This is a genomic window from Vreelandella zhuhanensis (assembly GCF_009793355.1).
Classification (GTDB): domain Bacteria; phylum Pseudomonadota; class Gammaproteobacteria; order Pseudomonadales; family Halomonadaceae; genus Vreelandella; species Vreelandella zhuhanensis.
The window spans coordinates 212,342-239,035 of the sequence record NZ_WTKP01000002.1 but is presented as its reverse complement, the minus strand read 5'-3'; the positions used below and the strand labels follow the sequence as shown (position 1 = coordinate 239,035).

At 56.0% G+C, this 26,694-nt stretch carries 26 protein-coding genes and 1 tRNA gene; 11 read left to right on the top strand and 16 right to left on the bottom strand.

What is annotated here, in order from left to right; all coding sequences use genetic code 11:
* Nucleotides 1-34: 34 nt before the first annotated feature.
* From pilW to GPM19_RS03370, 8 genes are all read right to left on the bottom strand, one after another.
* A complete protein-coding gene (pilW, locus tag GPM19_RS03405) occupies nucleotides 35-772 on the bottom strand; it encodes a type IV pilus biogenesis/stability protein PilW (protein ID WP_160417466.1) in 738 nt (245 codons plus the stop codon).
* Between the two features lie 101 nt (nucleotides 773-873).
* Complete coding sequence (rlmN, locus tag GPM19_RS03400; protein WP_160417465.1) at nucleotides 874-2,010, bottom strand: dual-specificity RNA methyltransferase RlmN; 1,137 nt, start codon at nucleotides 2,008-2,010, stop codon at nucleotides 874-876.
* 78 nt (nucleotides 2,011-2,088) lie between these two features.
* On the bottom strand, nucleotides 2,089-2,514 hold the full coding sequence (ndk, locus tag GPM19_RS03395) for a nucleoside-diphosphate kinase (protein ID WP_160417464.1): 426 nt from the start codon (nucleotides 2,512-2,514) through the stop codon (nucleotides 2,089-2,091).
* Nucleotides 2,515-2,689: 175 nt separating this feature from the next.
* A complete protein-coding gene (locus tag GPM19_RS03390; protein WP_160417463.1) occupies nucleotides 2,690-3,016 on the bottom strand; it encodes a HesB/IscA family protein in 327 nt (108 codons plus the stop codon).
* A 74-nt stretch (nucleotides 3,017-3,090) separates the two neighbouring features.
* Nucleotides 3,091-4,269 carry an aminotransferase class V-fold PLP-dependent enzyme gene (locus GPM19_RS03385; protein ID WP_160417462.1) on the bottom strand — a complete coding sequence of 393 codons (1,179 nt, stop codon included), beginning with the start codon at nucleotides 4,267-4,269 and terminating at the stop codon, nucleotides 3,091-3,093.
* 78 nt (nucleotides 4,270-4,347) lie between these two features.
* Nucleotides 4,348-4,812, bottom strand: coding sequence for a Fe-S cluster assembly transcriptional regulator IscR (iscR, locus tag GPM19_RS03380; protein ID WP_160417461.1), 465 nt, complete (start codon nucleotides 4,810-4,812; stop codon nucleotides 4,348-4,350).
* Between the two features lie 80 nt (nucleotides 4,813-4,892).
* Complete coding sequence (gene cysE / locus GPM19_RS03375; RefSeq protein ID WP_160417460.1) at nucleotides 4,893-5,732, bottom strand: serine O-acetyltransferase; 840 nt, start codon at nucleotides 5,730-5,732, stop codon at nucleotides 4,893-4,895.
* A 62-nt stretch (nucleotides 5,733-5,794) separates the two neighbouring features.
* Nucleotides 5,795-6,571, bottom strand: coding sequence for an RNA methyltransferase (locus GPM19_RS03370; RefSeq protein WP_160417459.1), 777 nt, complete (start codon nucleotides 6,569-6,571; stop codon nucleotides 5,795-5,797).
* Between the two features lie 268 nt (nucleotides 6,572-6,839).
* On the opposite strand from GPM19_RS03370, the gene GPM19_RS03365 reads away from it, so the two are divergent.
* The gene (locus GPM19_RS03365) at nucleotides 6,840-7,634 is read left to right on the top strand and encodes an inositol monophosphatase family protein (RefSeq protein WP_160417458.1); all 795 of its coding nucleotides are present in this window, start codon (nucleotides 6,840-6,842) and stop codon (nucleotides 7,632-7,634) included.
* 103 nt (nucleotides 7,635-7,737) lie between these two features.
* Here the strand turns inward: GPM19_RS03365 and secF are convergent, their stop codons facing one another.
* From secF to queA, 5 genes are all read right to left on the bottom strand, one after another.
* Nucleotides 7,738-8,664 carry a protein translocase subunit SecF gene (gene secF, locus GPM19_RS03360; RefSeq protein ID WP_160417457.1) on the bottom strand — a complete coding sequence of 309 codons (927 nt, stop codon included), beginning with the start codon at nucleotides 8,662-8,664 and terminating at the stop codon, nucleotides 7,738-7,740.
* 9 nt (nucleotides 8,665-8,673) lie between these two features.
* Nucleotides 8,674-10,515 carry a protein translocase subunit SecD gene (gene secD / locus GPM19_RS03355; protein WP_160417456.1) on the bottom strand — a complete coding sequence of 614 codons (1,842 nt, stop codon included), beginning with the start codon at nucleotides 10,513-10,515 and terminating at the stop codon, nucleotides 8,674-8,676.
* 135 nt (nucleotides 10,516-10,650) lie between these two features.
* Nucleotides 10,651-10,977 (bottom strand): preprotein translocase subunit YajC, encoded by a 327-nt coding sequence (gene yajC, locus GPM19_RS03350; RefSeq protein WP_160417455.1) that lies wholly within the window; start codon nucleotides 10,975-10,977, stop codon nucleotides 10,651-10,653.
* A 56-nt stretch (nucleotides 10,978-11,033) separates the two neighbouring features.
* Nucleotides 11,034-12,152: a tRNA guanosine(34) transglycosylase Tgt gene (gene tgt / locus GPM19_RS03345; protein WP_160417649.1), complete on the bottom strand. Its 1,119-nt coding sequence runs from the start codon at nucleotides 12,150-12,152 to the stop codon at nucleotides 11,034-11,036.
* Nucleotides 12,153-12,262: 110 nt separating this feature from the next.
* Complete coding sequence (gene queA / locus GPM19_RS03340; protein ID WP_160417454.1) at nucleotides 12,263-13,297, bottom strand: tRNA preQ1(34) S-adenosylmethionine ribosyltransferase-isomerase QueA; 1,035 nt, start codon at nucleotides 13,295-13,297, stop codon at nucleotides 12,263-12,265.
* A gap of 112 nt (nucleotides 13,298-13,409) precedes the next feature.
* Between queA and GPM19_RS03335 the strand changes: the two genes are divergently transcribed.
* Nucleotides 13,410-13,496: transfer RNA gene (locus GPM19_RS03335), tRNA-Leu, on the top strand.
* 694 nt (nucleotides 13,497-14,190) lie between these two features.
* Nucleotides 14,191-14,358, top strand: a complete 168-nt coding sequence (locus GPM19_RS03330; protein WP_160417453.1) for a hypothetical protein — start codon at nucleotides 14,191-14,193, stop codon at nucleotides 14,356-14,358.
* A 227-nt stretch (nucleotides 14,359-14,585) separates the two neighbouring features.
* Here GPM19_RS03330 and GPM19_RS03325 read toward each other — a convergent pair whose 3' ends face one another.
* From GPM19_RS03325 to GPM19_RS03315, 3 genes are all read right to left on the bottom strand, one after another.
* Nucleotides 14,586-14,906 carry a helix-turn-helix domain-containing protein gene (locus GPM19_RS03325; RefSeq protein WP_202114667.1) on the bottom strand — a complete coding sequence of 107 codons (321 nt, stop codon included), beginning with the start codon at nucleotides 14,904-14,906 and terminating at the stop codon, nucleotides 14,586-14,588.
* Complete coding sequence (locus GPM19_RS03320; protein WP_160417452.1) at nucleotides 14,896-15,267, bottom strand: type II toxin-antitoxin system RelE/ParE family toxin; 372 nt, start codon at nucleotides 15,265-15,267, stop codon at nucleotides 14,896-14,898. The genes GPM19_RS03325 and GPM19_RS03320 overlap by 11 nt, the downstream gene beginning before the upstream one ends.
* A 148-nt stretch (nucleotides 15,268-15,415) precedes the next feature.
* Nucleotides 15,416-16,960: an SNIPE associated domain-containing protein gene (locus GPM19_RS03315; protein ID WP_160417451.1), complete on the bottom strand. Its 1,545-nt coding sequence runs from the start codon at nucleotides 16,958-16,960 to the stop codon at nucleotides 15,416-15,418.
* 787 nt (nucleotides 16,961-17,747) lie between these two features.
* Between GPM19_RS03315 and dctP (GPM19_RS03310) the strand changes: the two genes are divergently transcribed.
* The 8 genes from dctP (GPM19_RS03310) to GPM19_RS03275 all read left to right on the top strand — a co-directional run bounded on the left by dctP (GPM19_RS03310) (nucleotide 17,748) and on the right by GPM19_RS03275 (nucleotide 26,669).
* A complete protein-coding gene (dctP, locus tag GPM19_RS03310) occupies nucleotides 17,748-18,911 on the top strand; it encodes a TRAP transporter substrate-binding protein DctP (RefSeq protein ID WP_160417450.1) in 1,164 nt (387 codons plus the stop codon).
* A 145-nt stretch (nucleotides 18,912-19,056) separates the two neighbouring features.
* Nucleotides 19,057-21,246 carry a TRAP transporter large permease subunit gene (locus GPM19_RS03305; protein ID WP_160417449.1) on the top strand — a complete coding sequence of 730 codons (2,190 nt, stop codon included), beginning with the start codon at nucleotides 19,057-19,059 and terminating at the stop codon, nucleotides 21,244-21,246.
* A gap of 178 nt (nucleotides 21,247-21,424) precedes the next feature.
* The gene (locus tag GPM19_RS03300) at nucleotides 21,425-22,210 is read left to right on the top strand and encodes a helix-turn-helix transcriptional regulator (RefSeq protein ID WP_160417448.1); all 786 of its coding nucleotides are present in this window, start codon (nucleotides 21,425-21,427) and stop codon (nucleotides 22,208-22,210) included.
* 101 nt (nucleotides 22,211-22,311) lie between these two features.
* Nucleotides 22,312-22,668, top strand: coding sequence for a RidA family protein (locus tag GPM19_RS03295; RefSeq protein ID WP_160417447.1), 357 nt, complete (start codon nucleotides 22,312-22,314; stop codon nucleotides 22,666-22,668).
* 1 nt (nucleotide 22,669) lies between these two features.
* Nucleotides 22,670-23,611 carry a bifunctional Delta(1)-pyrroline-2-carboxylate/Delta(1)-piperideine-2-carboxylate reductase gene (gene lhpI / locus GPM19_RS03290; RefSeq protein WP_160417446.1) on the top strand — a complete coding sequence of 314 codons (942 nt, stop codon included), beginning with the start codon at nucleotides 22,670-22,672 and terminating at the stop codon, nucleotides 23,609-23,611.
* 79 nt (nucleotides 23,612-23,690) lie between these two features.
* On the top strand, nucleotides 23,691-24,767 hold the full coding sequence (dctP, locus tag GPM19_RS03285) for a TRAP transporter substrate-binding protein DctP (protein ID WP_227842114.1): 1,077 nt from the start codon (nucleotides 23,691-23,693) through the stop codon (nucleotides 24,765-24,767).
* Between the two features lie 82 nt (nucleotides 24,768-24,849).
* Nucleotides 24,850-25,395: a TRAP transporter small permease gene (locus GPM19_RS03280; RefSeq protein WP_160417444.1), complete on the top strand. Its 546-nt coding sequence runs from the start codon at nucleotides 24,850-24,852 to the stop codon at nucleotides 25,393-25,395.
* Nucleotides 25,392-26,669 carry a TRAP transporter large permease gene (locus GPM19_RS03275; protein ID WP_160417443.1) on the top strand — a complete coding sequence of 426 codons (1,278 nt, stop codon included), beginning with the start codon at nucleotides 25,392-25,394 and terminating at the stop codon, nucleotides 26,667-26,669. Before GPM19_RS03280 ends, GPM19_RS03275 begins: the two co-directional genes overlap by 4 nt.
* Nucleotides 26,670-26,694: the final 25 nt, after the last annotated feature.

The window sequence follows — 26,694 nt, the reverse complement described above, 5'->3', positions numbered from 1 at the left end:
TAAGCAGTGGTCAGGGCGTAAGCCGTATGCCGGTTCAGCGCAAGGCATCAAGCTGGCGCTGATAGTCGGCCGCCTGGGCGTGTTCGCCCTCGGCGTGAGCGATATCGATAGCCATCGATAATGCCATCTGATTAGGGCCGGCAAGGCGTAAAAAAGTTTCCAGCGGTTGCCGGGCACGTTGGTAGTGGCCCTGAGAATATTCCAGTTCGGCTAACATCAAATAACTACGCGGGTTACGCGGGTCAATCTGTTGGGCACGCTGCAAACTGGTGCGCGCCGCCTCTGTTTCGCCCAGCGCCAGGTAACATTGGCCTAGATTGGTAAATAGCTGGGTGCGATTGGCATATTGAGCGTCTTGCGACGCTTTTTCCAGTTGCTCGCAGGCTTGCTTGAAACGTGCCTGATCATACAGGAAGGCGGCATAGTTGTTGCGTGCTCGGGTAAAATTCGGGTCGGCGCGTAGTGCTTGTTGAAAGTACTCATCAGCCAAGGCGCTTTCCCCCTGGCGCTGGTACACCAGGGCAATCGCTTGCAAGGCTTCGCTATGGGTGGGGGCTAGCTGCAAGGCGCGATCCAAGGCATTCAAGGCACGCGAGAGGTTGTCGCGCTCCAGGTAAGCCACCCCGAGTTGCGTGTAGGCTTCGACTGCATTGTTGTTGGCGCCTGGAGAAGGTGTCGCCTGAGCAGCGCATCCACTCAGCCACAGGGCACTCAACAGCGTGAACAGCAAAGGCGTCCGCTTGCAGCGCTCAGCGTTATAGCGACGATGCATGATGTAAATCCTCACGGCGTTGGAAGCAAACTGTCGGCCTGATATAAAAAGCCTGTTCAATCAAAGCGCCGTGCCTTGCGCAAGTCAAGGCGGTGACCGATTTAGTCGGCATCGAGTTGAATGGACTGAATATAACGCGCATTGCGCTTGGTGCGGTCCTTGACCCGCCCCACCAATTGGCCGCAAGCAGCATCGATATCGTCACCCCGGGTAGAGCGAATCGTAGCGTTAAGACCCAAATCATATAGCCATTGCTGAAAACGCATGGTCTGGTTACGCGAAGGCTTTTCATAGCCTGAGTGCGGAAAGGGGTTGAACGGAATCAGGTTGATCTTGCTGGGCAACTCCTTGAGCAATGCCGCCAGTTGTTCGGCATGCTCCTGTTGATCGTTAATATCCTTGATCAGGGTGTACTCGATGGTGATCAGGCGAGCATCGCCACATTTGGCCAGGTAACGATGGCAAGCATCCAGCAGCGCACGGATGTTGTATTTGCGATTGAGCGGCACCAGCTCGGTGCGAAGATCGTCGGTGGCGGCATGCAGGGAAATAGCCAAGCTCACGTCGATATCGTCGCCGAGTTTGTCGATCATGGGCACGACGCCGGAGGTGGAAAGCGTCACCCGACGTTTGGAAAGTCCGTAACCGTTATCGTCAAGCATCAGCTTCATCGCCGGCAGGACGTTGTCATAGTTCATCAACGGCTCGCCCATGCCCATCATCACCACGTTGGTCACGGCGCGATTGGCCGAATCCTTCTGCGGACCTGAACTGCGCTGGGCGACCCACACCTGGCCGATGATCTCGGCGGCGGTCAGGTTGCGCTGAAAGCCCTGCTTGCCGGTGGAGCAGAAGCTGCAGTCCAGTGAACAACCCACCTGAGAGGACACGCAAAGGGTGCGGCGCTTGCCGTTCTCCGCAGGAATCAATACGGTTTCCACGTAGCTGCCGTCTTCGACTTCGAGTACCCATTTGCGGGTGCCGTCGTTGGAGGTGCCTTCGTAGACGACGCCCGGGCCGCGAATTTCAGCCACCTCTTCCAGGCGCTCACGCAGTGGCTTGGACAGGTTGGTCATGGCGGAAAAATCATCGCAACCTTCGTGATGGATCCATTTCATGAGCTGGGCGGCGCGGAATTTCTTCTCGCCGATGGAAAGAAAAAAAGCTTCCATGCCTTCGCGAGAAAGACCCAGTAGGTTAGTCCTTTCGGGTTGAGTACTTACGGAAACAGTGGTCATGGTGATCAGCGATTCGAAGAGGCGGGGGTGTCAACCCCCGCAAAAGTGGCCGGCAAGACTGCCTTGGCGCGGGCAGTATTAACGCGGGCAGATTTCGTCATTGGTAAAGAAATAAGCAATTTCACGCTCGGCACTGGCAGGTGCATCGGAACCATGGACAGCATTGGCATCGATAGATTCAGCGAAGTCGGCGCGAATGGTGCCGGGTTCGGCTTCTTTGGGGTTGGTGGCACCCATCAGATCGCGGTTCTTGGCGATGGCGTCTTCGCCTTCGAGTGTTTGCACCATGACCGGGCCGGAGATCATGAAGCCGACCAGGTCACCGAAGAAAGGACGTTCCTTGTGCTCGGCGTAGAAGCCTTCGGCCTTTTCACGCGAGAGGTGCATCATTTTAGCCGCGACGATTTTCAGGCCGGCCTTTTCAAAACGCGTGTAGATTTCGCCAATGGCGTTCTTGGCGACGGCATCGGGCTTGATAATTGACAGGGTGCGTTCAGTTGCCATGGTAAAGGCTCTCCTTAAATGGATTTAAACAGAAGGTGCCGCCCGGGGAAATGCCTGGGCGGCACGCAAGACAAGCGGTTCGGGAGCCGGCGCGATATTAGTTGCGGCGGCAGGCATGCCGAGTGGGCGCGATTATAGCGCCTCGTCAAGGCATTGAATACCGGTGTGACGCTGGTTAAACGGTGAAGCTTTCGCCGCAGCCGCATTCATCCTTGACGTTAGGGTTGTTGAAACGGAAAAAACGGTTCAAGCCTTCGTTGACAAAGTCCACTTCGCTGCCGTCGAGCATTTCCAGCGCATTAGGCGTGACGAACACCTGAGCCCCGTGAGCCTCGAAAGAGATATCGTCGGGGTTGGCTTCATCGGCAAAATCCAGCACGTAACTATAACCCGAGCAGCCGCTGGGCTTGACTGAGACGCGCAGCCCCAAGCCTTGGCCGCGTTCAGCGAGCACGTGTTGGATCTGATTTGCCGCAGCGGTAGTAATATTGAGAGTCGCCATGGTGGTTCTCCTGCAAAAATAAGTGACAGCGGTAACCGCTTGACGTCCATCGATAAGTCTTTGTATAGATAGCGCTATGTCTGGTTTGCTGTGCTGCGCAGCCCTTGCAACGCATGGCGCAGCACGGTCAGGGCGTGGTCGATTTCGGTATCGGTGGTGAAGCGACCAAAGCTGAAACGCAGCGATGCCAGCGCCAATGCCCGGGGCGTTTTGATCCCCAATAATACATAAGACGGGTCAACGCTTGCGGAGTTGCATGCCGAACCGGTGGAAATGGCAATATCCCGCAACGCCATCAGCAATGATTCACCGTCGACATCGGCAAATGCCAAATTGAGAATGTTGGGCACCGACACTTCAATGGCCGTGTTGGCATGCACGCCGGGTAGATCCGCCAGCCCTTGCAGCATCCTGTCGCGCAGAGCGGTAATGCGGGTTTGATCTTCCAGGCCTTCGTTCTGTATCAAGGCAAAGGCTTGGCCCATGCCGGCAATCTGGTGGGTGGGTAAGGTGCCCGAGCGCATGCCGCGCTCATGGCCGCCACCGTGAATCAATGCTTCCAGGCGGATATCTGGATGGCGTTTGACGTAAAGCGCGCCGACGCCCTTGGGGCCGTAAGCCTTGTGGCCAGAGAGTGACATCAAGTCGACGCCCAGTGCCTCGACATCAAGTTCGATACGGCCAACCGCCTGAGCGGCGTCGCTATGGAAGGCGGCGCCGTGTTCATGGGCCACCGCTGCCAGTGAAGCAATGTCGTTGATGCTGCCCAGTTCGTTGTTTACCGCCATCAGCGATACCAGCACGGTATCTTCGCGCATGGCCTCGCGCAGTTGCCCGGGTTGAATCCGTCCGTCGCGTTGCGGTGTTAGCCAGGTCACCTCGAACCCTTCTCGCTCCAATGCCTTGGCGGTATCCACCACGGCTTTATGCTCGATAATGGAGGTCACCAGGTGGCGGCCGCGTGCCTGATTGGCCCGCATGAAGCCTGTCAGCGCCAGGTTGTCGGCTTCCGTGGCGCCGCTGGTCCAGACGATCTCACGCGGGTCGGCGTGGATGACATCGGCCACTTGGCGCCGGGCCTGCTCGACTACCTGTTCCGCCTGCCAGCCGAGCATGTGGCTACGTGACGCCGGGTTGGCGAACAGTTGGTCCACCGTCAGATAGCGGTGCATCACTTCAGCCACGCGGGCATCCACTGGCGTGGTGGCAGCGTAATCCAGATAGATCGGTAGGGTGGGAGCGGTTGCGTTCATTTAAGGATGTCTACGCTTGAAGGGTGCAAGTTGAACAAGCCAACGGCTAATGGATAAACACTATCGAGGAGGCGAGGCTCAGGAAGACGCCAGGATATTGCCCGTGACTCTCTGATCCTGGCGTGTAGCGATTTTCTGAACGTCGTGGCGGTGCATCAATTGCTCGAGGGTGACGTCATCCAGAAAATCACGGATACGCGTCGAGAGTTCGCTCCACAGATAGTGCGTCAGGCAGGTGTCACCTTGCTGGCAGTCGGACAGGCCCTGACAGCGAGTGGCGTCGACACTTTCATCCACCGCATCGATCACTCGCGATACCGAAATGTCTTCAGGCGCCATGGCCAGAAGGTAACCACCACCGGGGCCACGTACGCTGCTGACCAGCTTTGCCCGGCGCAACCGGGCGAAAAGCTGCTCAAGATACGGCAACGATATTTCCTGTCGCTGAGAAATATCGGCCAGGCTGGTCGGGCCTTGGCCGGTGTGCATCGCCATGTCGAGCATGGCGGTTACCGCGTAGCGACCTTTGGTGGTCAAGCGCATGACAAGCACCTCGGTGCCGGCAAGGCCGGCGAACAATCAGCAAATGTAATAGCCATTATGGGAAAGCCTGAGTGCTAAGGTCAACCATTGTGCTGTTCATCCTGTGATCGAAAGCGGCCGGTGCCAGAACTGCCGGTGGGTTTTTCATCGAGTATCTCGGCGAAATCCTCATCGCGCAATTCCGGCAGGCTACCGTCACGGTAGCTGGCATCGAGCTTGCGCAAGGTAGTGCATATATGCTCGATACGCTCATCCACGGCATGCATATGGTCGAGCATGGCCTGCATCGAGCGAGCCATGGGGTCGGGCATGTCCTGGCTGACGCCGTAGGCGTCAAAGCCGAATTTCTGGCATATGGCTTCGCGGCGTGCCGGGTCGACGTCAAGCGCTTCCTCCGCGTCCGGCTCCAGGCGCTTGACGATCTTGCCGGGGATGCCGACTACCGTGGCGCCGGGGGGTACTTCCTTGGTGACCACGGCATTCGAGCCTATCTTGGCTCCGGCCCCTACAATGAAAGGACCGAGTATCTTGGCGCCGGCGCCGACGATCACGCCATTCTCCAGGGTGGGATGACGCTTGCCCTTGTTCCAGCTGGTACCCCCCAACGTGACGCCCTGATACAGCGTAACATCGTTACCCACTTGAGCGGTTTCACCGATCACGACACCCATGCCGTGGTCGATGAAAAAGCGTCGCCCTATCGTGGCGCCAGGGTGAATTTCGATACCGGTCAACCAGCGGGAAAACGTCGAAAGCGTACGCGACAGCCATTTCAGGTTCTTGCCCCACAACCAGTGGTTCAAACGGTGCAGCAGCAAGGCATGCAGGCCTGGGTAATTGGTCAGCACTTCAAAAAAATTGCGTGCGGCGGGGTCGCGGTCGAACACGCTATTGATGTCTTCACGAAGAAGTTGAAACATGCGGCGTTCCTTGAGGGAGTGGAGCCGTGCCTTTCATATAGTGAGGGCGTAAGCAGTGGGCTTCAAGGGTGTTCCGAAGGCGGCATCTCGGCTGACTTGGCGGTTTTTTCTGTAGCGGAAAGTATCCCGCGCAAGATGTTGAGTTCCATGCGTTCCGGCCGGGCGCGCAGGTACAAACGACGCAACCGCGCCATCAGTTGGCGCGGTTGGGCGGGATCATGAAACTCGATGGCGATCAGGGTGCGCTCCAGGTGAGCAAAAAAGTGCTCCAGTTCGGCATGGGTCGCCAAGGCTTGCGCCACGGGGTCATCCGCCTTTTGCGGCTGTGGCGCATTTTCAAGCTGCTCGAGCCAAGTCATGCGACATTCGTAAGCCAGCACCTGTACCGCCGCGGCGAGGTTGAGCGAGCTGAAGTCGGCATTGGTCGGGATGTGCACATGGGCATGGCAGCGCTGAAGTTCGGCATTGGTCAGGCCGCTGTCCTCGCGGCCGAACACCAGGGCGATTCGTGCCTGGGGGTCGCGACACTCCTCGGGTAGCCGTTGGCCCAGTTCGCGAGGTGAAATCATCGGCCAGGGCAGGGTGCGCGAACGCGCGCTGGCGCCCACCACCAGGGTGCAATCGTTCACCGCCGCCTCCAGAGTGGGGTGGCTTAGCGAACGGTGCAGAAGGTGGTCGGCGCCGGACGCGCGGGAAATGCTGTCCTGGGTGATCACCTCACAGCGCGGTGCGACCAGGGCAAGGTCGGCAAGCCCCATATTGTGCATGGCACGGGCGACGCCGCCGATATTGCCGGGATGGCTGGTGCCGATAAGGACGATGCGAATGCGCTCAAGCATGAAGAAAAACTCAAAAGTCGAAAATACGGGCAAGGAAATACGGTCAAGCTAGATAAGCCGCACCGAAGCGGAACCTGTCTGAGTAAACGTCGAGTTTAGCACGGCTGCGTGGCGTGCCGGAGGGGGATCTGCTAGGATTGCGCGCCAACAAGATACGCAATGTGCTTGCCGCTGTCTGCTGTTCTTTATTTGGTTGTCTTCAACAACCGTTTTTTAGCGTTTGTTCTTCAATACCCGTTCTTTAACATATTCGTAAAAAGGCTTGATCATGCATCCGATGGTCCAATTCGCACTGCGTGCTGCGCGCAGTGCCTCCGAACAGTTCTTGCGTGTGCGTGAACGCATCGAAAACGCTCATGATGAGTTCAACCTCGACCGCCTGTTGGAAGAGACCGCCCACAAGGCGGAAGCCACCATTGTGCAACAGCTGGAACGCGGCTATCCCCAGCACGGGCTCATGGGGCGCTTTACGCCTCACAAGCCAGGTGAGGGGGAAAGCGAGGAGATTCTCTGGAAAATCGAGCCGATACACGGCTATTCCAATCTTGCGGTAGCGGGCAAGGGATTTGCGATCTCGGTAGTCTGCCTGGTCAAGGGCCGCCCGGAACATGGCGTCGTGGTCTGTCCTTTCAGCGATGACGAATACATCACCAGCCGTGGCCGGGGTGCTCAGCATAACGACAAGCGTATCCGGGTAAGCAAACCTACCGCGGTCGAAGCCACTCGAATGGCGATGAGTTTGCCTGAACTCTTTTTACGTAGTCGTCATCTGCCGGCCTACCTCACTCTGACCCAGCAGCTTGGACCTCAGGTGAATACCCTGCTGGCCAGCGGCAGTGGCTTGTTGGATATCTGTGAACTTGCCAGCGGCCGAGTCGATAGTGCTTTCGTGCTGGGGTTGGAAGAACAGGATATGCATGTGGGTAGCCTGATGCTCAAGGAAGCCGGAGCCTTGATGGGAACGCCGGACGGCCGACCCTCGGTCACGGTCGAAGGCCAATTGATGGCCGCCGGGCCGCGTCTTTACAAGGCGCTGGTCAAGCAGCTGACACCGCACTTCTGAGTCGGATTTTGCGTTTTTGATCAATGAAAAAGCCCCCTGTCGGTTCTCGACAGGGGGCTTTTTGCGTTGCGGCCGAGTCAGCGCCGCTTGGGTAACGCGGTCTTCAAGGAAGTTCTTCCTCGGCGTCTTCGTCTTCTTTCTTCGCCGGGATCAAGTCTTCGCGCTTGAGCTTGAGCGGTAGGAGCAGCGCACCGGAGATATAGATCGACGAAAAGGTGCCTACCACTACACCGATGATAAGCGCGATGGAGAAGTGATAGATCATGTCGCCGCCCAGCACCAGCAATGCCAGCAATACCAGCAGGGTGGTGCCGGATGTCGCCAGGGTGCGTGCCAGGGTGGCGTTGATCGCTTCATTGAAAATGGCCGGCATGTCATTCAGCAGAGACTTGCGAATGGTTTCGCGTATCCGGTCATACACCACGATGGTGTCATTCAATGAATAGCCGATCACTGCCAATAGGGCGGCCAGTACGGTGAGATCGAAATCAAGCCGAAACAGCGAAAAGACACCCAACACGATAATCACGTCATGCAGCAGCGCCAACAGCGCACCGATGGCGAATTTGTACTGGAAGCGCAGCGCGACATAGAGCATTACCACGCCTAGGGCGACAAGCATGCCCAGCCCGCTCTGGTCGCGTAGCTGGTCACCGACCTGGGCGCCGACAAACTCGGCCCGGATCAGCTCCACCGTCGCTCCATCGTCACGTAACAGATTGACGACTTCGGTACCGACTTCCGGGTCGAAGGCTTGCTGCAAACGAATCAACACCTCGGTAGAGGCGCCGAAGGTTTGCACCGAGACATCCTGAAAGCCGGCGTTTTCGAGTAGCTGGCGGATGGCGTCGAGTGACGGCGCGACCGCGAAGCGGGCTTCCACCAAGGTGCCGCCAGTGAAGTCCAGCCCCAGGCTCAATTGCTGAAAGAGAATGGACAATATCGAGACGCTGAGCAGTATCGCCGAGACGATAAACGCCAGGCGGCGTTTGCCCATGAAGTCGAGTTGTCGATGTGTTATGGGTTTCATTACCACCTCTTAAATCCAGAGCTTCTTCACCGGCTTGGTGCCGTAAAGCAAGTTGACCATGGCGCGGGTGACCAGCAGGGCGGTGAACATCGACGAGATAATGCCCAGCGAGAGGGTTACCGCGAAGCCCTTGACCGGCCCGGTGCCGATCGAAAATAGAATCACCGCCACCAGCAGCGTGGTGATGTTGGCATCCAGAATCGAGGTGAAGGCACGCTCGTAACCGGCATGAATGGCCTGTTGTATCGAGAGGCCGTTACGTAGTTCCTCGCGTATCCGTTCAAATATCAAGACATTGGCATCCACCGCCATGCCCAGGGTCAATACGATACCCGCAATCCCCGGAAGCGTGAGTGTGGCACCCAGCATCGACATGGCTGCCACCAGCAGCGTCAGGTTCAGCGCCAGGGCGATATTGGCGATTATCCCGAATACCTTGTAGCGAATCAGCATGAACGCAACCACCAGCAACAGGCCGACGATCACCGACATCAAACCGCGTTCGATGTTTTCCTGCCCAAGGCTCGGGCCGATGGTGCGCTCCTGGACAAAGTAGATCGGTGCGGCCAATGAGCCGGAACGCAGCAATAGCGCCAGTTCCCCCGCTTCGGTGGGGGAGTCCAGCCCGGTGATACGGAAACTGTTGCCCAGCGCACTTTGGATGGTGGCCAGGCTGATCAGTCCACGTTCCACGTAGGGGTCACGCACCACGGTTTCTTCACCGTCTTCCATGACCACTCGGTCTTCGGTCTTGTGCTCGATGAACAGCACCGCCATGTTGCGCCCGATATTGGTGCGAGTGGCGCGATTCATCAGGGTGCCGCCGGTGCCGTCCAGGTTGATATTGACCTGGGGGCGACCATTTTCATCGAAGCTATGACTGGCGCTGGAGACGCTGTCCCCGGTGATGATCACATCGCGCATCAGCTCAGCGGTGCGCGAAGGCTCATTGCGAAAACTGAAGGTTTCGGTTTCGGTGCTGGGTGTGTCCGGGCGGGCTTCCAGACGGAATTCCAGGTTGGCCGTTGCGCCGACGATACGCTTGGCGGCGACGGTATCCTGCACACCGGGAAGCTCCACCACGATGCGGTCCGGTCCTTGACGCTGTACCAGCGGTTCGGATACGCCCAGCTCATTCACTCGGTTACGCAGAGTGGTCAAGTTCTGGTTGATGGCGTAATCCTGGATTTCGTTGATGGATTGCTCCGTCAACGTCATTGCCAGACTGGCGCTACGGTCCTCGCCGGGACTTTCATAGTCGAAGTCGGGAAATTCCCGGCTGATCAAGCGCCGCGCGGCATCGCGATCTTCACTGCTGGCAAAGTCGAACGATAGGCGACGCTCGTCGATTTCAGTGTTGCGGTAGCGTATACGTTCGCTGCGTAGCATTTCACGCATGGCACTGGCGTTAACTTCCAGGCGCTGGGTGAGGGCGGCTTCCATATCCACTTCGAGCAAGAAGTGCACACCGCCGCGTAGGTCGAGCCCCAAGGTCATTGGTGAGGCGGACAGTGCCTGGAGCCAGCCCGGCGTGGCTTCGGCGAGGTTAAGCGCCACCGTGGCATCTTGTTCCAGCATATCGCTGAGGATGTCGCGCGCTTTAAGCTGGTCGTCGGGATGTTTCAGGCGGATTAACCATTGGCCGTTTTGCTCTTCGAAAGCCTTGATCTCGATGTCGGCATCGGACAGTGCATTTTCGATCTGCGTGATACGGCGTACATCCAGCGCGAGATCGCTGCTGACTTGTACTGCAGGATCTTCGGGATACAGATTGGGAAGCGAGTAGATCAGCCCGGTCACCAGAATGACCAGAATCAGCAGATACTTCCACAGGGGGTAACGGTTGAGCATGCAAGCCCTGCCTTCAATAACGGACGGAACGTTGCACGTCACTTATGCGACGTGCAACGGAAGGTCACCATCTTTCAGACCATTTCCACCCCTGCCGGGGTGGCTGGCACTAGGTTCGGCAGGGGGAAGAGGTGCTTAGATGGACTTGATGGTGCCTTTGGGCAATACGGCGGCCACGGCATTCTTCTGCACGTTGACTTCGGTACCCTCGGCGATTTCCAGCGTAATGAACTCATCGCCCACCTTGGTGACACGACCCACAAGGCCACCGCCGATAACGATTTCATCGCCTTTGGCCAAGCCGCTGATCAGCTGCTTGTGTTGCTTGGCCCGCTTGGCCTGGGGGCGCCACAGCAGGAAGTAGAAGATCGCCACGAAACCGACCAGCATGACAATTTGCGCAATGCCGCCGCCGCCGGGGGCATCCTGGGCAAGGGCTGGGGAAATGAAGAAATCCAGCATTGAAACGAGCTCCTGATTGAGGGAATGAAATAATGCGATAAAGTGAGTGGCTGTGGTCAATTCGGGGCGGGGGGCACAGGCATGCCGCGCCGAGCGTAGAAGCCTTCCACGAAGTTCGTCAATGTACCCGCTTCGATAGCCGCGCGCAAATCAGCCATGACGCGTTGATAGTAGCGCAAATTGTGAACGGTATTGAGCATCGAGCCGAGCATTTCGTTGCAGCGGTCCAGATGATGGAGGTAGGCACGGGAAAAATGCTGGCAGGTATGGCAGTCGCAGCCTTCTTCAAGCGGTCGGGTATCAAAGCGATGCCTGGCGTTGCGAATCTTGACGGTGCCTTCGGCGGTGAACAAATGACCATTGCGGGCGTTGCGTGTCGGCATGACGCAATCGAACATGTCGATACCACGCCGCACACCTTCTACCAGGTCTTCAGGCTTGCCCACGCCCATCAGGTAGCGCGGCATTTCGTCGGGCATCCAGTCGGGCAAATAGTCGAGCACCTTGATCATCTCTTCCTTGGGCTCGCCCACGGAAAGCCCGCCAATCGCCAGGCCGTCAAAGCCAATCTCGAGAAGGCCTTTCAGCGAACGTTCACGTAGCTCAGGATGCATGCCACCTTGAATGATGCCGAACAGTGCGGAAGGCGAGTTCCCATGTGCTTCGTAGGAGCGCTTGGCCCAGCGTAGCGAAAGCTCCATCGACTTTTCTGCTTCATCGAATGTCGCCGGATAGGGCGTGCATTCGTCGAAGATCATCACCACGTCCGAGCCCAAGGAACGCTGTACGGCCATCGACTCTTCCGGCCCCATGAATACCTTGGCACCATCCACCGGAGAACGGAAGTGCACGCCTTGTTCGGTAATCTTGCGGGTTTCTCCCAGAGAAAAGACCTGAAAGCCACCGGAATCGGTCAGAATCGGTTTGTCCCACTGGGCGAAGTCGTGCAAGTCACCGTGGGCTTCGATGACCTCGGTGCCGGGCCGCAACCAGAGGTGAAAGGTGTTGCCGAGAATGATCTCCGCGCCAATCTCTTTCACTGAGTCAGGCGTCATGCCCTTGACGGTACCGTAAGTGCCAACCGGCATGAATGCCGGGGTTTCCACGGTGCCGCGCGGAAAGTGCAGGCGGCCGCGACGTGCACGGCCATCGTCGGCCAGACGCTCGAAGCGCATAAAACAATCATTTCGCATGGGGGTCTCTTGCCCTCTGGGTCTAAAAGGGTCGTTAAAAGAAAATTGTTAAAAAGGATCGTGAAAATCTGGGAAAAGCGCTTGGAAAGTGCTCAACGGCGGCTAAGAAACATGGCGTCGCCATAACTGAAGAAGGCGTAGCGCCTGGCGACGGCTTCCCGGTAAGCGGCCATCATGCTGTCGTAACCGCTAAAGGCGGCGACCAGCATCAACAAGGTGGATTCAGGCAGGTGAAAGTTGGTGATCAAGGCATCCACGCAGCGCCATTTATAACCCGGATAAATGAAAATATCGGTATCGCCACTATAAGGCGCTATGTTTCCATCCGGACTTTTCAGGCAGGCGCTTTCCAGACAGCGCACGCTGGTGGTACCCACGGCAACCACGCGTTTGCCACCTGCCTGGGCCGCTCTGACCTGGCGGCAAGCCTCCTCGTTCACCTCAATCCATTCGCTGTGCATGTGATGTTGGGTAATATCATCGGCGCGCACCGGCTGGAAGGTGCCGGCCCCCACATGCAGCGTAACGAAAGCGCTTTCGATGCCTTTTTTCTTCAACGCATCGAGCAGCGGTTGATCGAAATGCAGCCCTGCGGTGGGAGCGGCCACGGCGCCATCGCGTCGCGCATAGACGGTCTGGTATCGCTTGCGGTCGCTGAGCTCATCTTCACGGGTAATATAAGGCGGCAACGGCATGTGGCCGTGGCGCTCCAGCAGGTCGATCAATGGCGTCTCACCCAAAAAGCGCAGCTCGAAAAGAGCGTCTTGACGACCTTCCACGACGGCACGGATATCGCCTTCGAAAATCAGCTCGGTCCCCGGCTTGGGCGACTTGCTCGAGCGGATATGCGCAAGCCCTCGATGAGCATCCAGCGGGCGTTCAAGCAACATCTCCACCTTGCCGCCACTGGCCTTGTGGCCGTGCAGGCGCGCGGGGATCACGCGGGTGTCGTTGAACACCAGCAAGTCGCCCGGCGCCAGCAATTCCAGTAGGTCGGGAAAGCGCCGATGGGCCAGCTCGCCTGAAGGACCGTCCACACACAAAAGGCGGCAGTCACTGCGGCTCTCAGAGGGATAGCGGGCAATCAGCTCCTCGGGAAGCGGGTAATCGAAATCGGCACGCTGCATGAAAAAAGGGACTCTTGGAATGAATCGGGCGGCATAGGATAGCGATTAACATCGCCAAAGTCAGCATTTGTGATTGACCTCTCCGGCTGCCTACGTATAATACGCAACCGTTGCCGGTGTGGCGGAATTGGTAGACGCAGCGGATTCAAAATCCGCCGCTGGAAACAGTGTGTCGGTTCGAGTCCGACCACCGGCACCAATATTTCAAAATCAGACGCTTATGCGTCTTTTTTTGTGTCTGAAATTTGTGCTTTCCCTCCTGAATATCTAAATTTGTCTATTTTTTGTCCACCTCGATTATTGGTGTGTACCTAATCGCGTCGGCTAAATGGTCGGGAGGCGGGCAGTGGACGTTGATTTAAGCCCCAGTGCTGTTAGGAGCGGGGCCTAGCGGTGGCAGCAGCGTTCAGGTCGCCATGCTCTAACGCTTTTAAATCGTGTTCCAAGAGCAACCAAGGGCGGTTGGAGTACCGACCTGGATCAAATGCCGGCTGTAAATAGGGCGACGTTAACCAGGCGACGGCGGCCAACCTTGATAATGCTGCAAGAAATATGTAAACAGTGGCCAAAATACACACTTTGGCTAATGACAGATCAGACAGATGAATCGTGTGGCCAAGTAAGCCCTGAGATTGAAAGGGCATGCCGTACGTTGAAGAAAACAGGGACGGATACCAACTAGCCCAACGGGTTGTGGATAAATGGTTCCAGGGAGGAAGGCGTTGTGGATAAAGGGAGAAAGGAGTAATGGGTCCAGAAGATGCGATGAAAGAAATATTTCATCAGGCTATAAAGATGACCATCCTGTTTGGCGGGGTGGCCATTTTGTATATATGGCTTGAAGCCAAGTTATTGATAAAGTGGAAAAACAAAAGGATGAAAAGGAAATAGAAATGGATCAATCATTAAATAGAGCTTGGGAAGAATTAGAAAGAGGGCTTCAGCAAGCAATTTATTATGAGTTAATTAAAGATTTAATTTTGTTAGCGGCATTGTGCATTTTTTATGGTTCTTATGTGTGTATGTCATTAATTATAAAAGACTTGTTGATGAAAGCGTGAGGCTTAAAAAGTCTCAGAAACAATATGCCACGGTTAAAGCTGAGCGTGAAAGGCTAGAAATAAAAAGGCTAAAACTGGAATATGGATTTAGTGAAGAAATTGAGAAGTTGGCAGGTTTTTAGAAGAATTTTTTAACGGTAAAGAAAAATAATTGTTTTAAGAATTAGATTGTAAAATGGCCATCTTTTTAGTGGAATGGCTATTTTTTTATTAAATATAAGTTGAAGTTAGCTATTAAATTCCAAGGCAACATGACCTGGTTTAGAACGCGGGCGAGCTGGCCCAACCACAATACGCACCTCACGACCAAGGCGGGCTAGGCAATCAAGCATTTTAGTTTCACTGATGCCTCGAAACTGACCTTTGAGCAACGCTGAAACTTTTGGCTGGGGTAAGCCGGTCAATTCAGCCACTTTGACCTGGGTAAGGCGGCGACGCTTGATGACCTCACCGATCTTGGCGGCAAGCTGTGCCTTGATCAGCATTTCATCAGCATCAGGGCTGTGAATATCTTCGTAGACGTTGCCGGTACTTTCTTCAATGATCATCAGGTTTCCCCTTGGTGTGTTCTTCCGCCGCTTTTAACCGTTCTCGGATTTTCTGTATATCGGGTTTGGGTGTGGCGATACCACTGGATGACTTCTTTTGAAAGCAATGCAATACATATACCGCTTCCTGAATGCGAACCGTGTAAACAGCACGGTAGGTGTCACCTTGGTAATCTTCCATGACCTCAAGAACACCAGCCGAACCAAAGCCCTTGAGTGGTTTTGCTTGTGAGTGCTTGGAGCCGGCCTGAGCCAGATGGAGTGCAAACCCGAAAACGTCCTTCACATCCTCGGGCATGGCTTGGAGGTCTTTTTTTGAGCTAGCTACCCATCGCAAGGGTCTTGGTGGTGTGGTATCCATAGGGTAAAATATACCTATTTGGTAATAATTGCAAGGTGGGTGAAGTGTCCACATTGCCTCATCAGAGAGCCGGTTCTTTGCGTGACTAAGCATTTAGTGGAGTGGCCAAAAACCGACTCGATAGGTGGGTGTAGTGGAGTGGGAGGGGTTACGAAACAGCTTGTAGTGGGTGCTCGGCGAGAGCCTTAGATTCACGGTACTCCCACGCCTCAGCTGCCATGGTCCAATGTACTTCGTGCTGCTCTTCTTCTATAAGTTTGCGTACGGCAACGAGAGGAACATTGAAGAATTCTTTGCGAGGATTGATGCGGTTGACCTGGTGCTCAGCGAATTGATGGTGTAGTTCGCGTTCCAATGCTGGGGCATCCTCTGAATAAATCATCGCATGCACGTCGAAAGAGAAGGGAACGCTGGCATCTCCTAGCTCTTTTACTCGATCCAAGGGCTCGAGTCGGCGCGTCATGCCGATCTTGAGTACGTTCTCACCGAACGAACCGATGTTGGAAATAATATACACATGCCCACGCTTGGTTTGCTGTGCCATGGAAAGAGCACGCTGGCCGCGGGCTTCGGCCTCATTCAGCTGCAGTTCTAATTCGGCTAGGCGAGTCTGGTACTCGGCACGCTCTGCTTCGCTTGCGCTTTCCAGTTGTTTGCGCGCTTCCTCCATGGCTTTGGCCAGTATGCGCTCTTCCTTTTCGACTTCCTTTCGAGCCTTTTCAATATCACGGCGGGCCTTCTCTTCTTCGCGCATCTGCTCGCGGATCTCACGCTGCTCCTCCTGCTCTTGCTTTCGCAACTCCATGGTGGCTACTGCCCACTTCAGCTCTTCCAGACGAGCCTGTAAATACAGGTCGGTAATGCGAGCGTCTTTGAATGGCTTGCCATTGTGGTTTACCACGGCGAAGGCGTCTAAGATCGCCTGATTTAGCTTGCCATAGTTGTCGTGCTTGATCTTGGATAGGATGGAATCGACCTTACCGTTGAAGGCATCGACGGCAAAGTGAATGGCATACTCGCGCCGCACTTGTTCCTTGTAGTCGCAGTCACCAGCGCGACCATTCTTGGCCATTTCACGGCTGTGTGCGCGCGCCTGCTTAAGCTTCTCGCCGGCATCTTTGTAGGAGAAGTCTTCGGCCAAATCATCGAGCAGGCTAGCATTGGGCACGATGTAGTCGTCGTGATACCCCTCAATGATGTTACGCATTGCCTTGGCAGTCCGCTCGTAGTGCTTGGCATCCTCGACCGCCTTCAGCGCGTTGCCGGCGGTTTCCTCGGCTTGGCGGCGGGCATCCTCGATGATATGGCGGGCCTGCTCGTCTGCTCGAGCGATGACGGCATCGGCTTTTTCCCTAGCATCTTTGCCCTGAGCACGCCCCTCGCTGAGGATTCGTTGCTTCTCTTGCTCGGCTTCTTGCCGCAACCTAGTGGCAGCCTGCTCGGCTTGGCGTTCGCGTTCGACGGCATGTTGCCGAGTCTGGAGGGCAGCTTCTTCGGCCTGGCTGACCAGTTCCTGTGCATGCCTACTCGTGTCGTGAATTCCTTCGTACTGCCATAGGTGCTCGACAGACTTTTTTATCTGATTAATTTTTTGGTCCTTGCGTTTAGACTTTTGCCTGTAGACCAGGGCTGCGATCCAGCCGGTCAATATAAGGCCAAGCACCACTAACAGGACGATAATGCCTTCAGTCATAGTGTTCCCCCTTTAGTTTTTCTTAGGTATTACATTGCTCAGCTTGCCATAGCAGGGGACGACGCTATATAGGGCCATATAGTAATTACCCCACAAAAAACCGCCTCGATGGTGAACTGCACCCGAAAGCCTTGGTTGTGTCATCGATCTCCTCGAGGTCGACAAGCTTTCCAAAAGTCTGCATTACAAAGCACGATCTTGGAGCCTGGCCTCGGGTGGAAATGGGCTGAATGCCCTGGCTTGCTGTTCAAAATCGAGCACAAACGGTAAGGCTAGCTGGCGTTAGCTGCGGCTAAGTCACTGAGGCATCCTCTACTCCAGAATGTGGCCTGTTCGGACTTCAAAGCTTCTGAGATGTCAGGGCTCTTGAGCGGCCCAAAGATACTCACAGAGATACGCCTTGAGTCGGAAGGGAGATTTTCAAAGCCAACCTGCTTGCGCTTTAGTCGTAGGTTTTTGCCTCGGGAATATTGGTAATACCATAATTTCCTCAATATCCATGCGGATTTAGGCAGCTCGATAAATTGGTCTTACCATTGACTGACGTGGGTTGCGTTGAATGTTTCGATTGGTCAATTTGAGGCTTTTCGTTAACTTTGAGTGTGGAAGCGTTTTCCAGTGCTCATGAAATTTCTATCAGCCCGGCATGAAGATACGCTTCATCGTGCGACGCTCCAAAGGGGGGTAAGCGCACATCCCGATGGTCTACGGACGATAACAACAAGATTCAGCCGCCACTTGCTATCTATTGTATCGAGGGCGTGCTTTTCCATTAGGAGTCTCTGTCATGCCAAACGACAAGAAACCGTCAGACATTTCCGTTAATAACACCACAAACCCTCTCGACGCGCTCAAGACCCCCAGCCGACGTAATTTCCTCAAGACCGCGGCTATCGGCTCCGCTGCTGCAGTTGCCGCGCCCTGGATTGGCAATGTTCAGGCGCAGGAAGGGATTCGGATTCGAATGCAGTCTTCCTGGCAGCCAGGCACCACGGGGTATCAAATATTCGAGAAGTGGGCGGCCGGTGTTGCCGAAGCCACGGGTGGCGAAGTGCGTATAGAGCCGTTTCCCGCTGGGGCCGTGGCCGGCGCCTTCGAGGTGGCCGATGCGGTGCGTAACGGCGTGATCGATGGTCAGAACTGGTTCACCGTCTACTGGCCCGGCAAGATGCCGGCTGGCGTATTCCTGACCGCCTACCCGATGGGTCTCTCCGTGCCCCACCAGTGGGACATGATGTTTGGCGCCTACGGTGGTTTCGGCATCGCCAAGGATCTCTACCGCAAGCAGGGCCAGGAACTGCTCGGTTATGTCCACCATGACATGAACCTGATCCACTCCAAGAAACCGCTGCGCAGCTTTGATGATTTCGAAGGCATCAAGTTGCGCATGCCGGGGGGCATTGTGGCCGAGACGTTTGCCGCCATAGGGGCGCGTACCACCCTGCTGCCAGGTTCCGAGGTCTATCCCGCATTGGAGAAAGGCACCATCGATGCCGCCGATTACGTCGGCGCTGCGGTGAACTACGAACTGGGTTTCTGGCAAGTGGCCGACTACATCATCATGGGGCCGCCTTCGACACCTTGCCTGCACCAGGCCGTCGATCTCATGGACATTTCTGTCAACCGTCGCACCTTTGAGCGGATGTCGCCTCAAACCCAGGATCTGATGCATGACCTAGTGGCTGCTTACTCGCGTGAACATTACGCCGCCATTCAAAAGGCCAACGCTGAAGCATGGCCCAAATACCGTGAGAAAGGCGTGGAGATCATTCACCTCTCGGAAGAGGATGCCACTCGCTTCCGCGAAGCGGCTATTCCCTTATGGTTCAAATGGGCCAACAAGGACCCCGATGCCGCCCGGCTTTTCAAAGCCCATCTGGATACCATGATGGACCCAGCGGTAGGCTTGATAACAGAAGAGGACATCAAGGGTTACCAGTTGAACATCTGACCTGCCGAGAGCTTATGCCGGAACCCATGAATGTTGCCATCTGCGGGTGGCAACGTTTGTGTCTAACCCGACCCAATCGAGCATCCCCTCGGTTCGTTGATCCGTGGTTATTGCCAACAGGCGATGGCCTCTCGGAGGAGTGTCCATGAATCTTGAGATCAATTTCGTCTTGCCGCATTGGCTCTACTGGTCGGTGCTGATATTTCTTCCTTTGGTGGTGATGTTTTTCGTCGAGCGAAGTTTTCGCCGCGGAGAAACCGTCAGCGGAGGTGATACGGCTGAAGTTCCGCAAACCGATACCGGCTACAAGGTGCCGGGTAATTTTTTCACTACCGGAATTGACGGTATTTCCGGGTTCTTCGGGCGCTACGTCGCTTATTGGTCATTGATTGCCCCCTTTGTCTTCGCTTATGAAGTGTTGATGCGCTATGCGTTCAACTCTCCGACTAATTGGGCACATGAGTCGATGACATTGATGTTCGGCATGCAGTACCTGCTGGCGGGGGCCTTTGCCCTGCGCGAAGGTGGTCATGTGCGAGTGGACATCCTCTACAGCCGGGCCAAGCCATTGAACAAAGTGGCACTCGACTTGCTGACCTCGGTGTTCTTTTTTATCTTCACGATTGCCTTGTTGACGACGGGTTGGAAGTTTTTCTCTCAGTCGGTCAGTGATGCCTACTTCTTTGGGACGAGCTATTCCAGTGAAGTGTCTTTTACCGAATGGGCCGTGCAGTACTATCCAGTGAAATTCATGCTGTTCTTTGGGGGCTTGTTGCTGTTGCTCCAAGGCATCGCGCAATTGATCCGTGATATTCAGGCCTTTTTTCATCATCGCAAGCGCCACGAGGGCAGCCAGACCTTTGCCAATGTCTTGGTGATCAGTGGGGTGATCATTGCCGCCTGGGCGTTGTTCGAAATGGTCAATATTGCCGTTACCGACTATGAAAGCTTGGCGCTGAGCCTGGAAAACAGCCTCTCTAACGTAGGCATCGGCGGTTTGACGTTGGTGATGTTCGGCACGCTGATGGTGGTGCTGGTGGCCGGGCTGCCTTTGGCCTTCGTCACCGGCGGCCTGGGGGTGTGCTTTCTGTATCTGGTGGGTGACCAGGCCATGCTTAACCTGATGCCGTCGCGCATCTTTCCCATGATGACCAACTATCAGTTATCGGCGATTCCTTTGTTCATCTTCATGGCCACGGTGCTGGAAAAGGCCGGCATCATCGAAGAGCTGTTCGATGTGGTCTACAAATGGATGGGGGGGCTCAAGGCGGGTCTGGCGATTGCCACCATCGTCGCTTCCACGCTGCTGGCGGCGATGGTCGGGGTGATCGGCGCTGCCGTGGTGACCATGGGGTTGATCGCGCTTCCGGCGATGCTCAAACGTCATTACGACCCGGAAATCGCGATCGGCTCGATCATGGCGGGGGGTACCTTGGGGATTTTGATTCCACCTTCCATTCTGGCCATCATCTATGGCGTTATCGCCCAGCAATCGGTGGGTGAACTTTACCTGGGCTCGCTGATTCCCGGCCTGATGCTGGCGGGCATGTATGGTTTCTATGTGTGGATGCGTGGCACCTTGAACCCGAAACTGGCTCCGCCCATGCCGGTCGAGGATCGGGTGAGCATGACCGAAAAGCTGCGTCTGCTGCGCAACATGCTGGCGCCGATCATTCTGGTGATGTTGGTGTTAGGGATCATCTTTACCGGGATTGCTACCCCGGTGGAAGCGGCGGGCATCGGTACCTTCGGTGCGCTGGTGGTAGCGGCGATGCACAAGCGTCTCACCTGGCCTAACCTGCATGCCGCTTGCATGACTACCCTGGTGGCCACGGCCATGGTGATGTGGATTATTTTCGGGGCGAGCATCTTCGTGGGCTTTTACATCTTGCAGGGCGGCCAGACATTCGTTCAGGAGCTGATCTCCGGCGCGGGCCTGAGTCCCTACATGGTGCTGGCGTTGATGATGGTGCTGTTGGTGGCGCTGGGCATGTTCCTCGATTGGGTGGGTATCCTGCTGTTGGCGGTGCCTATCTTCGTCCCACTGATCCAGGGGTTGAACTTCGATGGCCTGTTCGGGATGCCGGGCGTGGAGCCGATGAATGTGTCGCTGTGGTTCGGTGTCATTTATCTGGTCAACATGCAGATGTCATTTCTCAGCCCACCATTCGGCTATGCGCTTTTCTATATCAAGGGGGTATGCCCGCCGCACATCACCATGGCGCAGATTTTCCGTTCTTCTTTTCCCTTCCTGGGCATTCAGGCACTGGGGCTATTCTTGGTAATTGTATTCCCCAGCCTGGTCACGTGGTTGCCTAATCTCGTGTATCGCTGATCCATCCTGTCCACTGTGAAAAACGCCCGTTTTGCGGGCGTTTTGGTTGTTCATCGAGACAAAGAATGTTTGGTTCAAAGGACTTTTAGTGACGTTAATTAAAGGTTTGTTGGCTAAACACTGAGAAGGTGCGAGCAGGCGTATAGTCAAAGATTCCTGCCGCCAGGATGGAAAGACCATGCTTCCGCTTGAACTGCGCAGCTGCAATCTCGACCACGAACATGTCGCCCATAGCCATGACCACCATCAGTTGATTCTTGCCACCAGCGGCGTGACCGAACTCGCCTTGGAGGGGCGGGGCGGTGGCCAGGTGACGTCTCGGCGGGGCTGTTTGATTCCCTGTTCACGCGCGCATGAATACCAGGGTGACGGCAGCAATTGCACCCTTGTGCTCGACATTCCTGTGACAGGGTTGACGCCACTGGATAAAAACACTGATATCGAGAGACTGTTCGATACCCCGCGATTTTTTAATGTGCCCCCCGCTCTCAATCAATTGGCCCACAGCTTGGCTTACCAGCTGGAGCAGTGCCCAGCGTTGCAAAATGAAATTGCCATGCTGTTGCTGCGCGCGTTGGAGGTGTATTTGCAAGACTCGCCCGCTGGCTCTCAACCGGCAGGTACACGCTGTGTCACGCAACGTTTGGACATGGGGCGGCTGAACGCCTGGTTGGACCAGCATTTGGCTGATGAGGTGCGGGTTGAACAGTTAGCCGGGTTATGTGCCCTCAGCCCCGGCCATTTTCATGTCTGCTTTCGCGACATGGTTGGCATGACACCGCTCGCCTATGTGCAGCGCCGACGGCTGGAGCATGCGCGTACCCTTGTTCAGAAACGCTCGTTGAGTCTTGGGCATGTTGCCGCCCTGGTAGGCTTTCGCGACCAAGGCAGTTTCTCGCGGGCGTACAGACGTTACTTTGACGTTTCCCCTTCCCGTGACCGCCAATCGCCCCTCGTAATATGATTTTTGGGCAAATTTTTCGAAGCTTCGGGCAAGCGTAGTTCTTTACATCGGTCTAGTCTTTAAAGATCACTTCTGTGTTTTTTTGACTTGCGAGACCGACAATGAGCATTAGCTACCACGACAGCAATTCCCGTATGAGCCAAGCGACCATTCACAAGGGAACCCTGTATCTGGCAGGCCAGGTGCCGACGGATACCGGTGCCGATATGCATGGCCAGACCGAGCAGGTGCTGGCGCGTATCGATGAGTTGCTGGCCAAGGCGGGAACCTCCAAAGATCAGCTGCTTTCCGCCCAGATCTGGGTAACCAGCATGGATGAGTTCGCCGAGATGAACAGAGCTTGGGATGCCTGGGTAGCGCCCGGCCGGCCGCCGGTGCGTGCCGCCGTGGAAGCGAAACTCGCCAAGCCAGAATGGAAAGTGGAAATCATGGTAATAGCCGCGCTGCCGGAGGCGTGACATGCGAGTCGTCTCCGCTGATGAAGTCGCCCAATGCCTCGAGTGGCAAGGCCTGATAGAGCGCCTGGCGCTCACCTTTGCCCAGGGTGTCGAGTCGCCGCCACGCCATCATCACGCCATGCATCGCCCGGATGGCGAAGCCACCATGCTGTTGATGCCGGCTTGGGAAAAGGCCGGTTACATCGGCGTGAAGGTGGTCAACGTCTTTCCGCAGAATGCAGATCACGGCATCCCGGCGATTTCCGGTCTGTATTTACTCAGCGAAGGCGCCCACGGCCAACCGTTGGCCTGTATCGATGGCAGTGAACTGACCCGTCGCCGAACGGCGGCAGCCTCGGCCCTGGCGGCGCGTGAACTGGCTCGCGAAGATGCTTCGACGCTGCTCGTCGTGGGTACCGGTAAGCTGGCGCCCATGGTGATTGAAGCCCACGCCAGTGTGCGACCTATCAAGCGCGTGCTGGTGTGGGGGCGTAATCCCGACAAAGCCGCCGCGATTGCCGAGATTTATGCTGACCGCTTCGATACCGCCGTAGCTGGAAATCTGGGAGCCGCGGTGGCCCAGGCAGACATCGTCAGCTGCGTGACGCTCTCCACTCAGCCGCTGATCAAGGGGGAGTGGCTCACGCCGGGTACTCATCTGGATTTGATCGGTGCGTTTCGCCCGCAAATGCGCGAAACCGATGCGCAATGCTTGCGCCGCGCCGAGGTGTTTGTGGATACCTATGCCGGTGCCAAGGGGGAAGCGGGCGATATCCTGCAAGCCATCGAGGAAGGGACTTTCCGTTTCGACCAGATTCAAGCGGAACTGGCAGAAGTGCTTAAAGGCGAAAAGGCCGGTCGCTCGTCGGCCGACACCATCACGTTATTCAAGTCAGTAGGGGCGTCGCTGGAGGATCTAGCTGCCGCCATTGAAGTGTGGGAGGCGCTACCCGACGCTCATTAAGGGAGAGCGATCTCTTGAGCCAAGTGCCTTCCTGAAGGGTAATAACGCAAGTTCGACTCCACGTAGAATGAGGTGTGTTATGACAACAACAAAACGTTTACCACTCATCGCAGCAATGGCAACCTTGCCCTTGGCGATCGCCAGTACCCATGTCCAGGCACAATCCACGGAAATGGCTATCGCCACCATCCTGCCCGAGAACATGAGTAATAACGAAGTCTACCCGGCCTTGATGCACTTCAAGAATCTGGTCGAGATGCGTACCAACGGTGAAGTGGAAGTGAACATCTTCGGTAGTAGTCAGCTTGGCTCCGAGGTGGAAACCGCTTCCGAGGTGCAGGCTGGGCGCTCCCTGCAATCGACAATCATCACGACCGGTGCCATGTCGTCGTTTTACGATGATTATCAGCTAATGACGGCCCCTTTCCTGTTCGACAACTGGCGCCAGGCCTGGACGTTCTTTGATAGTGAATGGTTTGCCGACTTCATGTCCGGCACCATCGACGAAGCCGACATGCGTTATCTGGGCACCTTCGATGACGGCGGTGGCTTCGTGGCCTTCACCAACAACGAGCGACTGATCGAGACGGTGGAAGATCTTGAGGGGTTGAACATCCGCACCGAGGAAAACCCCGGCCATGTGGCGATCATGAAGGCGCTGGGCGCTTCGGCGACACCGCTGCCCTGGGGTGAGGTAATTACCGCCCTGGAAACCGGCCTGGCCGACGGTCAGTTCAACGCCCCGGTGCTCAACACTACCTTCAACTTCGATGAGGTAACCGATTACACCACTCTGACGGGGCACGTTTACAACAGCGCCGCCTGGCTGGTCAGCGAGGACTGGTTCCAGGGGCTGACCGAAGAGCAGCAAGAAGCGATTCTTACCTCAGCGAGGGAAGCCGTCGCGATCGGTCACGGCATGTCAGGCGCTCTGGCCACTGCCAGCTGGCAAGAGTCCTGTGAACGCTTCGAGGAGTGCTACATCATGCCTACCGAGGAGCGTCAGCGCATGGCCGATATCGCACGTCCGGAATGGCGGGACTGGATCGTCAATGACTTCGGTATCGAAGCTGACAAGGTCGATGCCTTCCTCGAGGAAGTGGCGCGTGTCGGTGAGCAAGTGAGCGAATCGGATGTGTCCATTTACGGCCGCTGAGGATTGATATCGATCCGCTACCCATCGACCGACCGACCGACCGGGCCTTCCGGCCGGTCGATGTCGCCTGTGAGGTTATCTGATGCATTTACTTCAGCCACTTCGCCGCCTGAGCGATGCAGTCAATCAGGCGGCCATCGTGATGTGTGTGGGCTGCGTGCTGATCATGCTGGGCATCTCCTTTACGGCTTTCCTGTACAAGCTGGCAACCGGCAGTACCTTGAGCTGGACCTACTCACTGGCACGGCTTTTCCTGCCCTGGATTGGATTTCTCTCCATGACGATCTCGCTGCGCTATGGCGAGCATGTGGCCATGACCCTGCTGGTGCGTAGCTTGCCACGGGTACTGCTTAAGGCGGCGGCGGGGGCCTGTCTGGCGGTGATTGCGTTATTCGCATTGATGTTGGTGTGGTATGGCTGGAGCTACTTCCAGGGTGCCACACAGGTCTACATGGTATCCGACCAGATTCAGATTCCCAGCAAGTTCACGGCTATCGTGATCCCGCTTTCCGGGGTGATCATCCTGTTACATCTGGTGCAGGGGTTCGATCTGCTGGAGCATTTCATCGATGACGAGACGCAACTCGATGAACTGATCAAGGCCAATGAAGGGGAGAAACGCTCATGATGCCGGCAATGGTGGCCTTTGTGGTGTTGTTATTGATCGGCGCACCCGTAGCTGTGGTCATGGCTATGTCCGGTCTGGCGGGTGGGTTTGCGATGGGTGGGGAGCGCATGCTGGGCATCATCGCTGATCGCATGTTTGCCGGTGTTTCGGGCTTTCTGCTCATCGCCGTGCCTTATTTCATCTTCACTGCCGAACTGATGAACCAGGGCGGGCTAACTCATAAGCTGATCGACTTCAATAATGCATTGTTCGGGCGGGTCCGCGGGGCGCTTTCCCATGTCAATGTCTCGGTGTCGGTGTTCTTCGCCGGCCTGACCGGCGCGGCGATTACCGATACCGTCGCCATCGGCAAGATCATGATTCCGGAGATGAAAAAACAGGGATACGACGCTGAGTATGCCGCGGCGATTACCGCCTGTTCATCGATAATCGGCCCCATCATTCCGCCAAGCGTGGTGATGGTGGTATATGCCACCCTGTTGCGCGATATTTCGGTGATCGACCTGTTCGCCGGCGGTATTATTCCCGGGTTATTGATGGCGGGCGCCTTGCTGGGCGTGAGCTTTTTCCTGGCCTGGAAACGCGGTTACCCCAAGCAGGCGCCGACACCCTTTAAGGTGGCGGTGATGTCGTTCGTGCTGGCGCTGCCCGCCATGATCGTGCCGTTGATCATTCTGGGCGGTATCCTGTCGGGCCTTACCACCATTACCGAAGCCTCGGGATTCGCCGCCGTCTACACCATCGTTATCGGTGTAGTGTTTTACCGCAACCTTACTTGGCGCAAGATATGGGATTCGTTAGTGGTGACCGTGCGTTTCTCGGGTGTGGTGTTCTTCCTGCTGGCGACCTCGGCAGTACTAGGCTGGTTCGTGACGCGTTCGGGTATCGCTCGGGATGCGTCGGGGCTCATCACCACCTTTAGTGATTCGGCTTTTCTGCAGTTGATGATGGTCTGCCTATTACTACTGCTGATCGGCACAGTGATGGATGTGCTCCCAGCGCTGGTGGTGGTGGCACCGGTACTGGTGCCGGCGATGATTCAGTTGGGGTTTGACCCCCTGCACTTCGCCATCCTGATGATCGTGGTGCTCAATATCTCTAATGTGACGCCACCGGTAGGCATGACATTGATGACGGCTGCACGTATTGCCGAGGTGCCCTATGAGCGGGCCATCATCGCTTCACTGCCATTTTATGTGGCCTTTATCGGGGTTATCTTGTTATTGGCGGCTTTTCCGGCCCTGTCGACCTGGATACCGTCGCTGCTAGGGTAGCGCCTCACTGTAAGGACATTATTCG

Excerpts from the sequence above, each read along its gene's own strand:
- dctP (WP_227842114.1), top strand. The coding sequence starts at position 23,691 with ATGACAACAACAAAACGTTTACCACTCATCGCAGCAATGGCAACCTTG.
- GPM19_RS03295 (WP_160417447.1), top strand. The coding sequence starts at position 22,312 with ATGAGCATTAGCTACCACGACAGCAATTCCCGTATGAGCCAAGCGACC.
- yajC (WP_160417455.1), bottom strand. The coding sequence starts at position 10,977 with ATGCTGGATTTCTTCATTTCCCCAGCCCTTGCCCAGGATGCCCCCGGC.
- queA (WP_160417454.1), bottom strand. The coding sequence starts at position 13,297 with ATGCAGCGTGCCGATTTCGATTACCCGCTTCCCGAGGAGCTGATTGCC.
- pilW (WP_160417466.1), bottom strand. The coding sequence starts at position 772 with ATGCATCGTCGCTATAACGCTGAGCGCTGCAAGCGGACGCCTTTGCTG.
- GPM19_RS03275 (WP_160417443.1), top strand. The coding sequence starts at position 25,392 with ATGATGCCGGCAATGGTGGCCTTTGTGGTGTTGTTATTGATCGGCGCA.
- secD (WP_160417456.1), bottom strand. The coding sequence starts at position 10,515 with ATGCTCAACCGTTACCCCCTGTGGAAGTATCTGCTGATTCTGGTCATT.
- cysE (WP_160417460.1), bottom strand. The coding sequence starts at position 5,732 with ATGTTTCAACTTCTTCGTGAAGACATCAATAGCGTGTTCGACCGCGAC.
- GPM19_RS03320 (WP_160417452.1), bottom strand. The coding sequence starts at position 15,267 with ATGGATACCACACCACCAAGACCCTTGCGATGGGTAGCTAGCTCAAAA.
- ndk (WP_160417464.1), bottom strand. The coding sequence starts at position 2,514 with ATGGCAACTGAACGCACCCTGTCAATTATCAAGCCCGATGCCGTCGCC.
- GPM19_RS03300 (WP_160417448.1), top strand. The coding sequence starts at position 21,425 with ATGCTTCCGCTTGAACTGCGCAGCTGCAATCTCGACCACGAACATGTC.
- GPM19_RS03325 (WP_202114667.1), bottom strand. The coding sequence starts at position 14,906 with ATGATCATTGAAGAAAGTACCGGCAACGTCTACGAAGATATTCACAGC.
- lhpI (WP_160417446.1), top strand. The coding sequence starts at position 22,670 with ATGCGAGTCGTCTCCGCTGATGAAGTCGCCCAATGCCTCGAGTGGCAA.
- GPM19_RS03370 (WP_160417459.1), bottom strand. The coding sequence starts at position 6,571 with ATGCTTGAGCGCATTCGCATCGTCCTTATCGGCACCAGCCATCCCGGC.
- tgt (WP_160417649.1), bottom strand. The coding sequence starts at position 12,152 with ATGCGCTTCGAGCGTCTGGCCGACGATGGCCGTGCACGTCGCGGCCGC.
- dctP (WP_160417450.1), top strand. The coding sequence starts at position 17,748 with ATGCCAAACGACAAGAAACCGTCAGACATTTCCGTTAATAACACCACA.
- iscR (WP_160417461.1), bottom strand. The coding sequence starts at position 4,812 with ATGCGCTTGACCACCAAAGGTCGCTACGCGGTAACCGCCATGCTCGAC.
- GPM19_RS03390 (WP_160417463.1), bottom strand. The coding sequence starts at position 3,016 with ATGGCGACTCTCAATATTACTACCGCTGCGGCAAATCAGATCCAACAC.
- GPM19_RS03365 (WP_160417458.1), top strand. The coding sequence starts at position 6,840 with ATGCATCCGATGGTCCAATTCGCACTGCGTGCTGCGCGCAGTGCCTCC.
- GPM19_RS03315 (WP_160417451.1), bottom strand. The coding sequence starts at position 16,960 with ATGACTGAAGGCATTATCGTCCTGTTAGTGGTGCTTGGCCTTATATTG.
- secF (WP_160417457.1), bottom strand. The coding sequence starts at position 8,664 with ATGAAACCCATAACACATCGACAACTCGACTTCATGGGCAAACGCCGC.
- GPM19_RS03385 (WP_160417462.1), bottom strand. The coding sequence starts at position 4,269 with ATGAACGCAACCGCTCCCACCCTACCGATCTATCTGGATTACGCTGCC.
- rlmN (WP_160417465.1), bottom strand. The coding sequence starts at position 2,010 with ATGACCACTGTTTCCGTAAGTACTCAACCCGAAAGGACTAACCTACTG.
- GPM19_RS03330 (WP_160417453.1), top strand. The coding sequence starts at position 14,191 with ATGGATCAATCATTAAATAGAGCTTGGGAAGAATTAGAAAGAGGGCTT.
- GPM19_RS03280 (WP_160417444.1), top strand. The coding sequence starts at position 24,850 with ATGCATTTACTTCAGCCACTTCGCCGCCTGAGCGATGCAGTCAATCAG.
- GPM19_RS03305 (WP_160417449.1), top strand. The coding sequence starts at position 19,057 with ATGAATCTTGAGATCAATTTCGTCTTGCCGCATTGGCTCTACTGGTCG.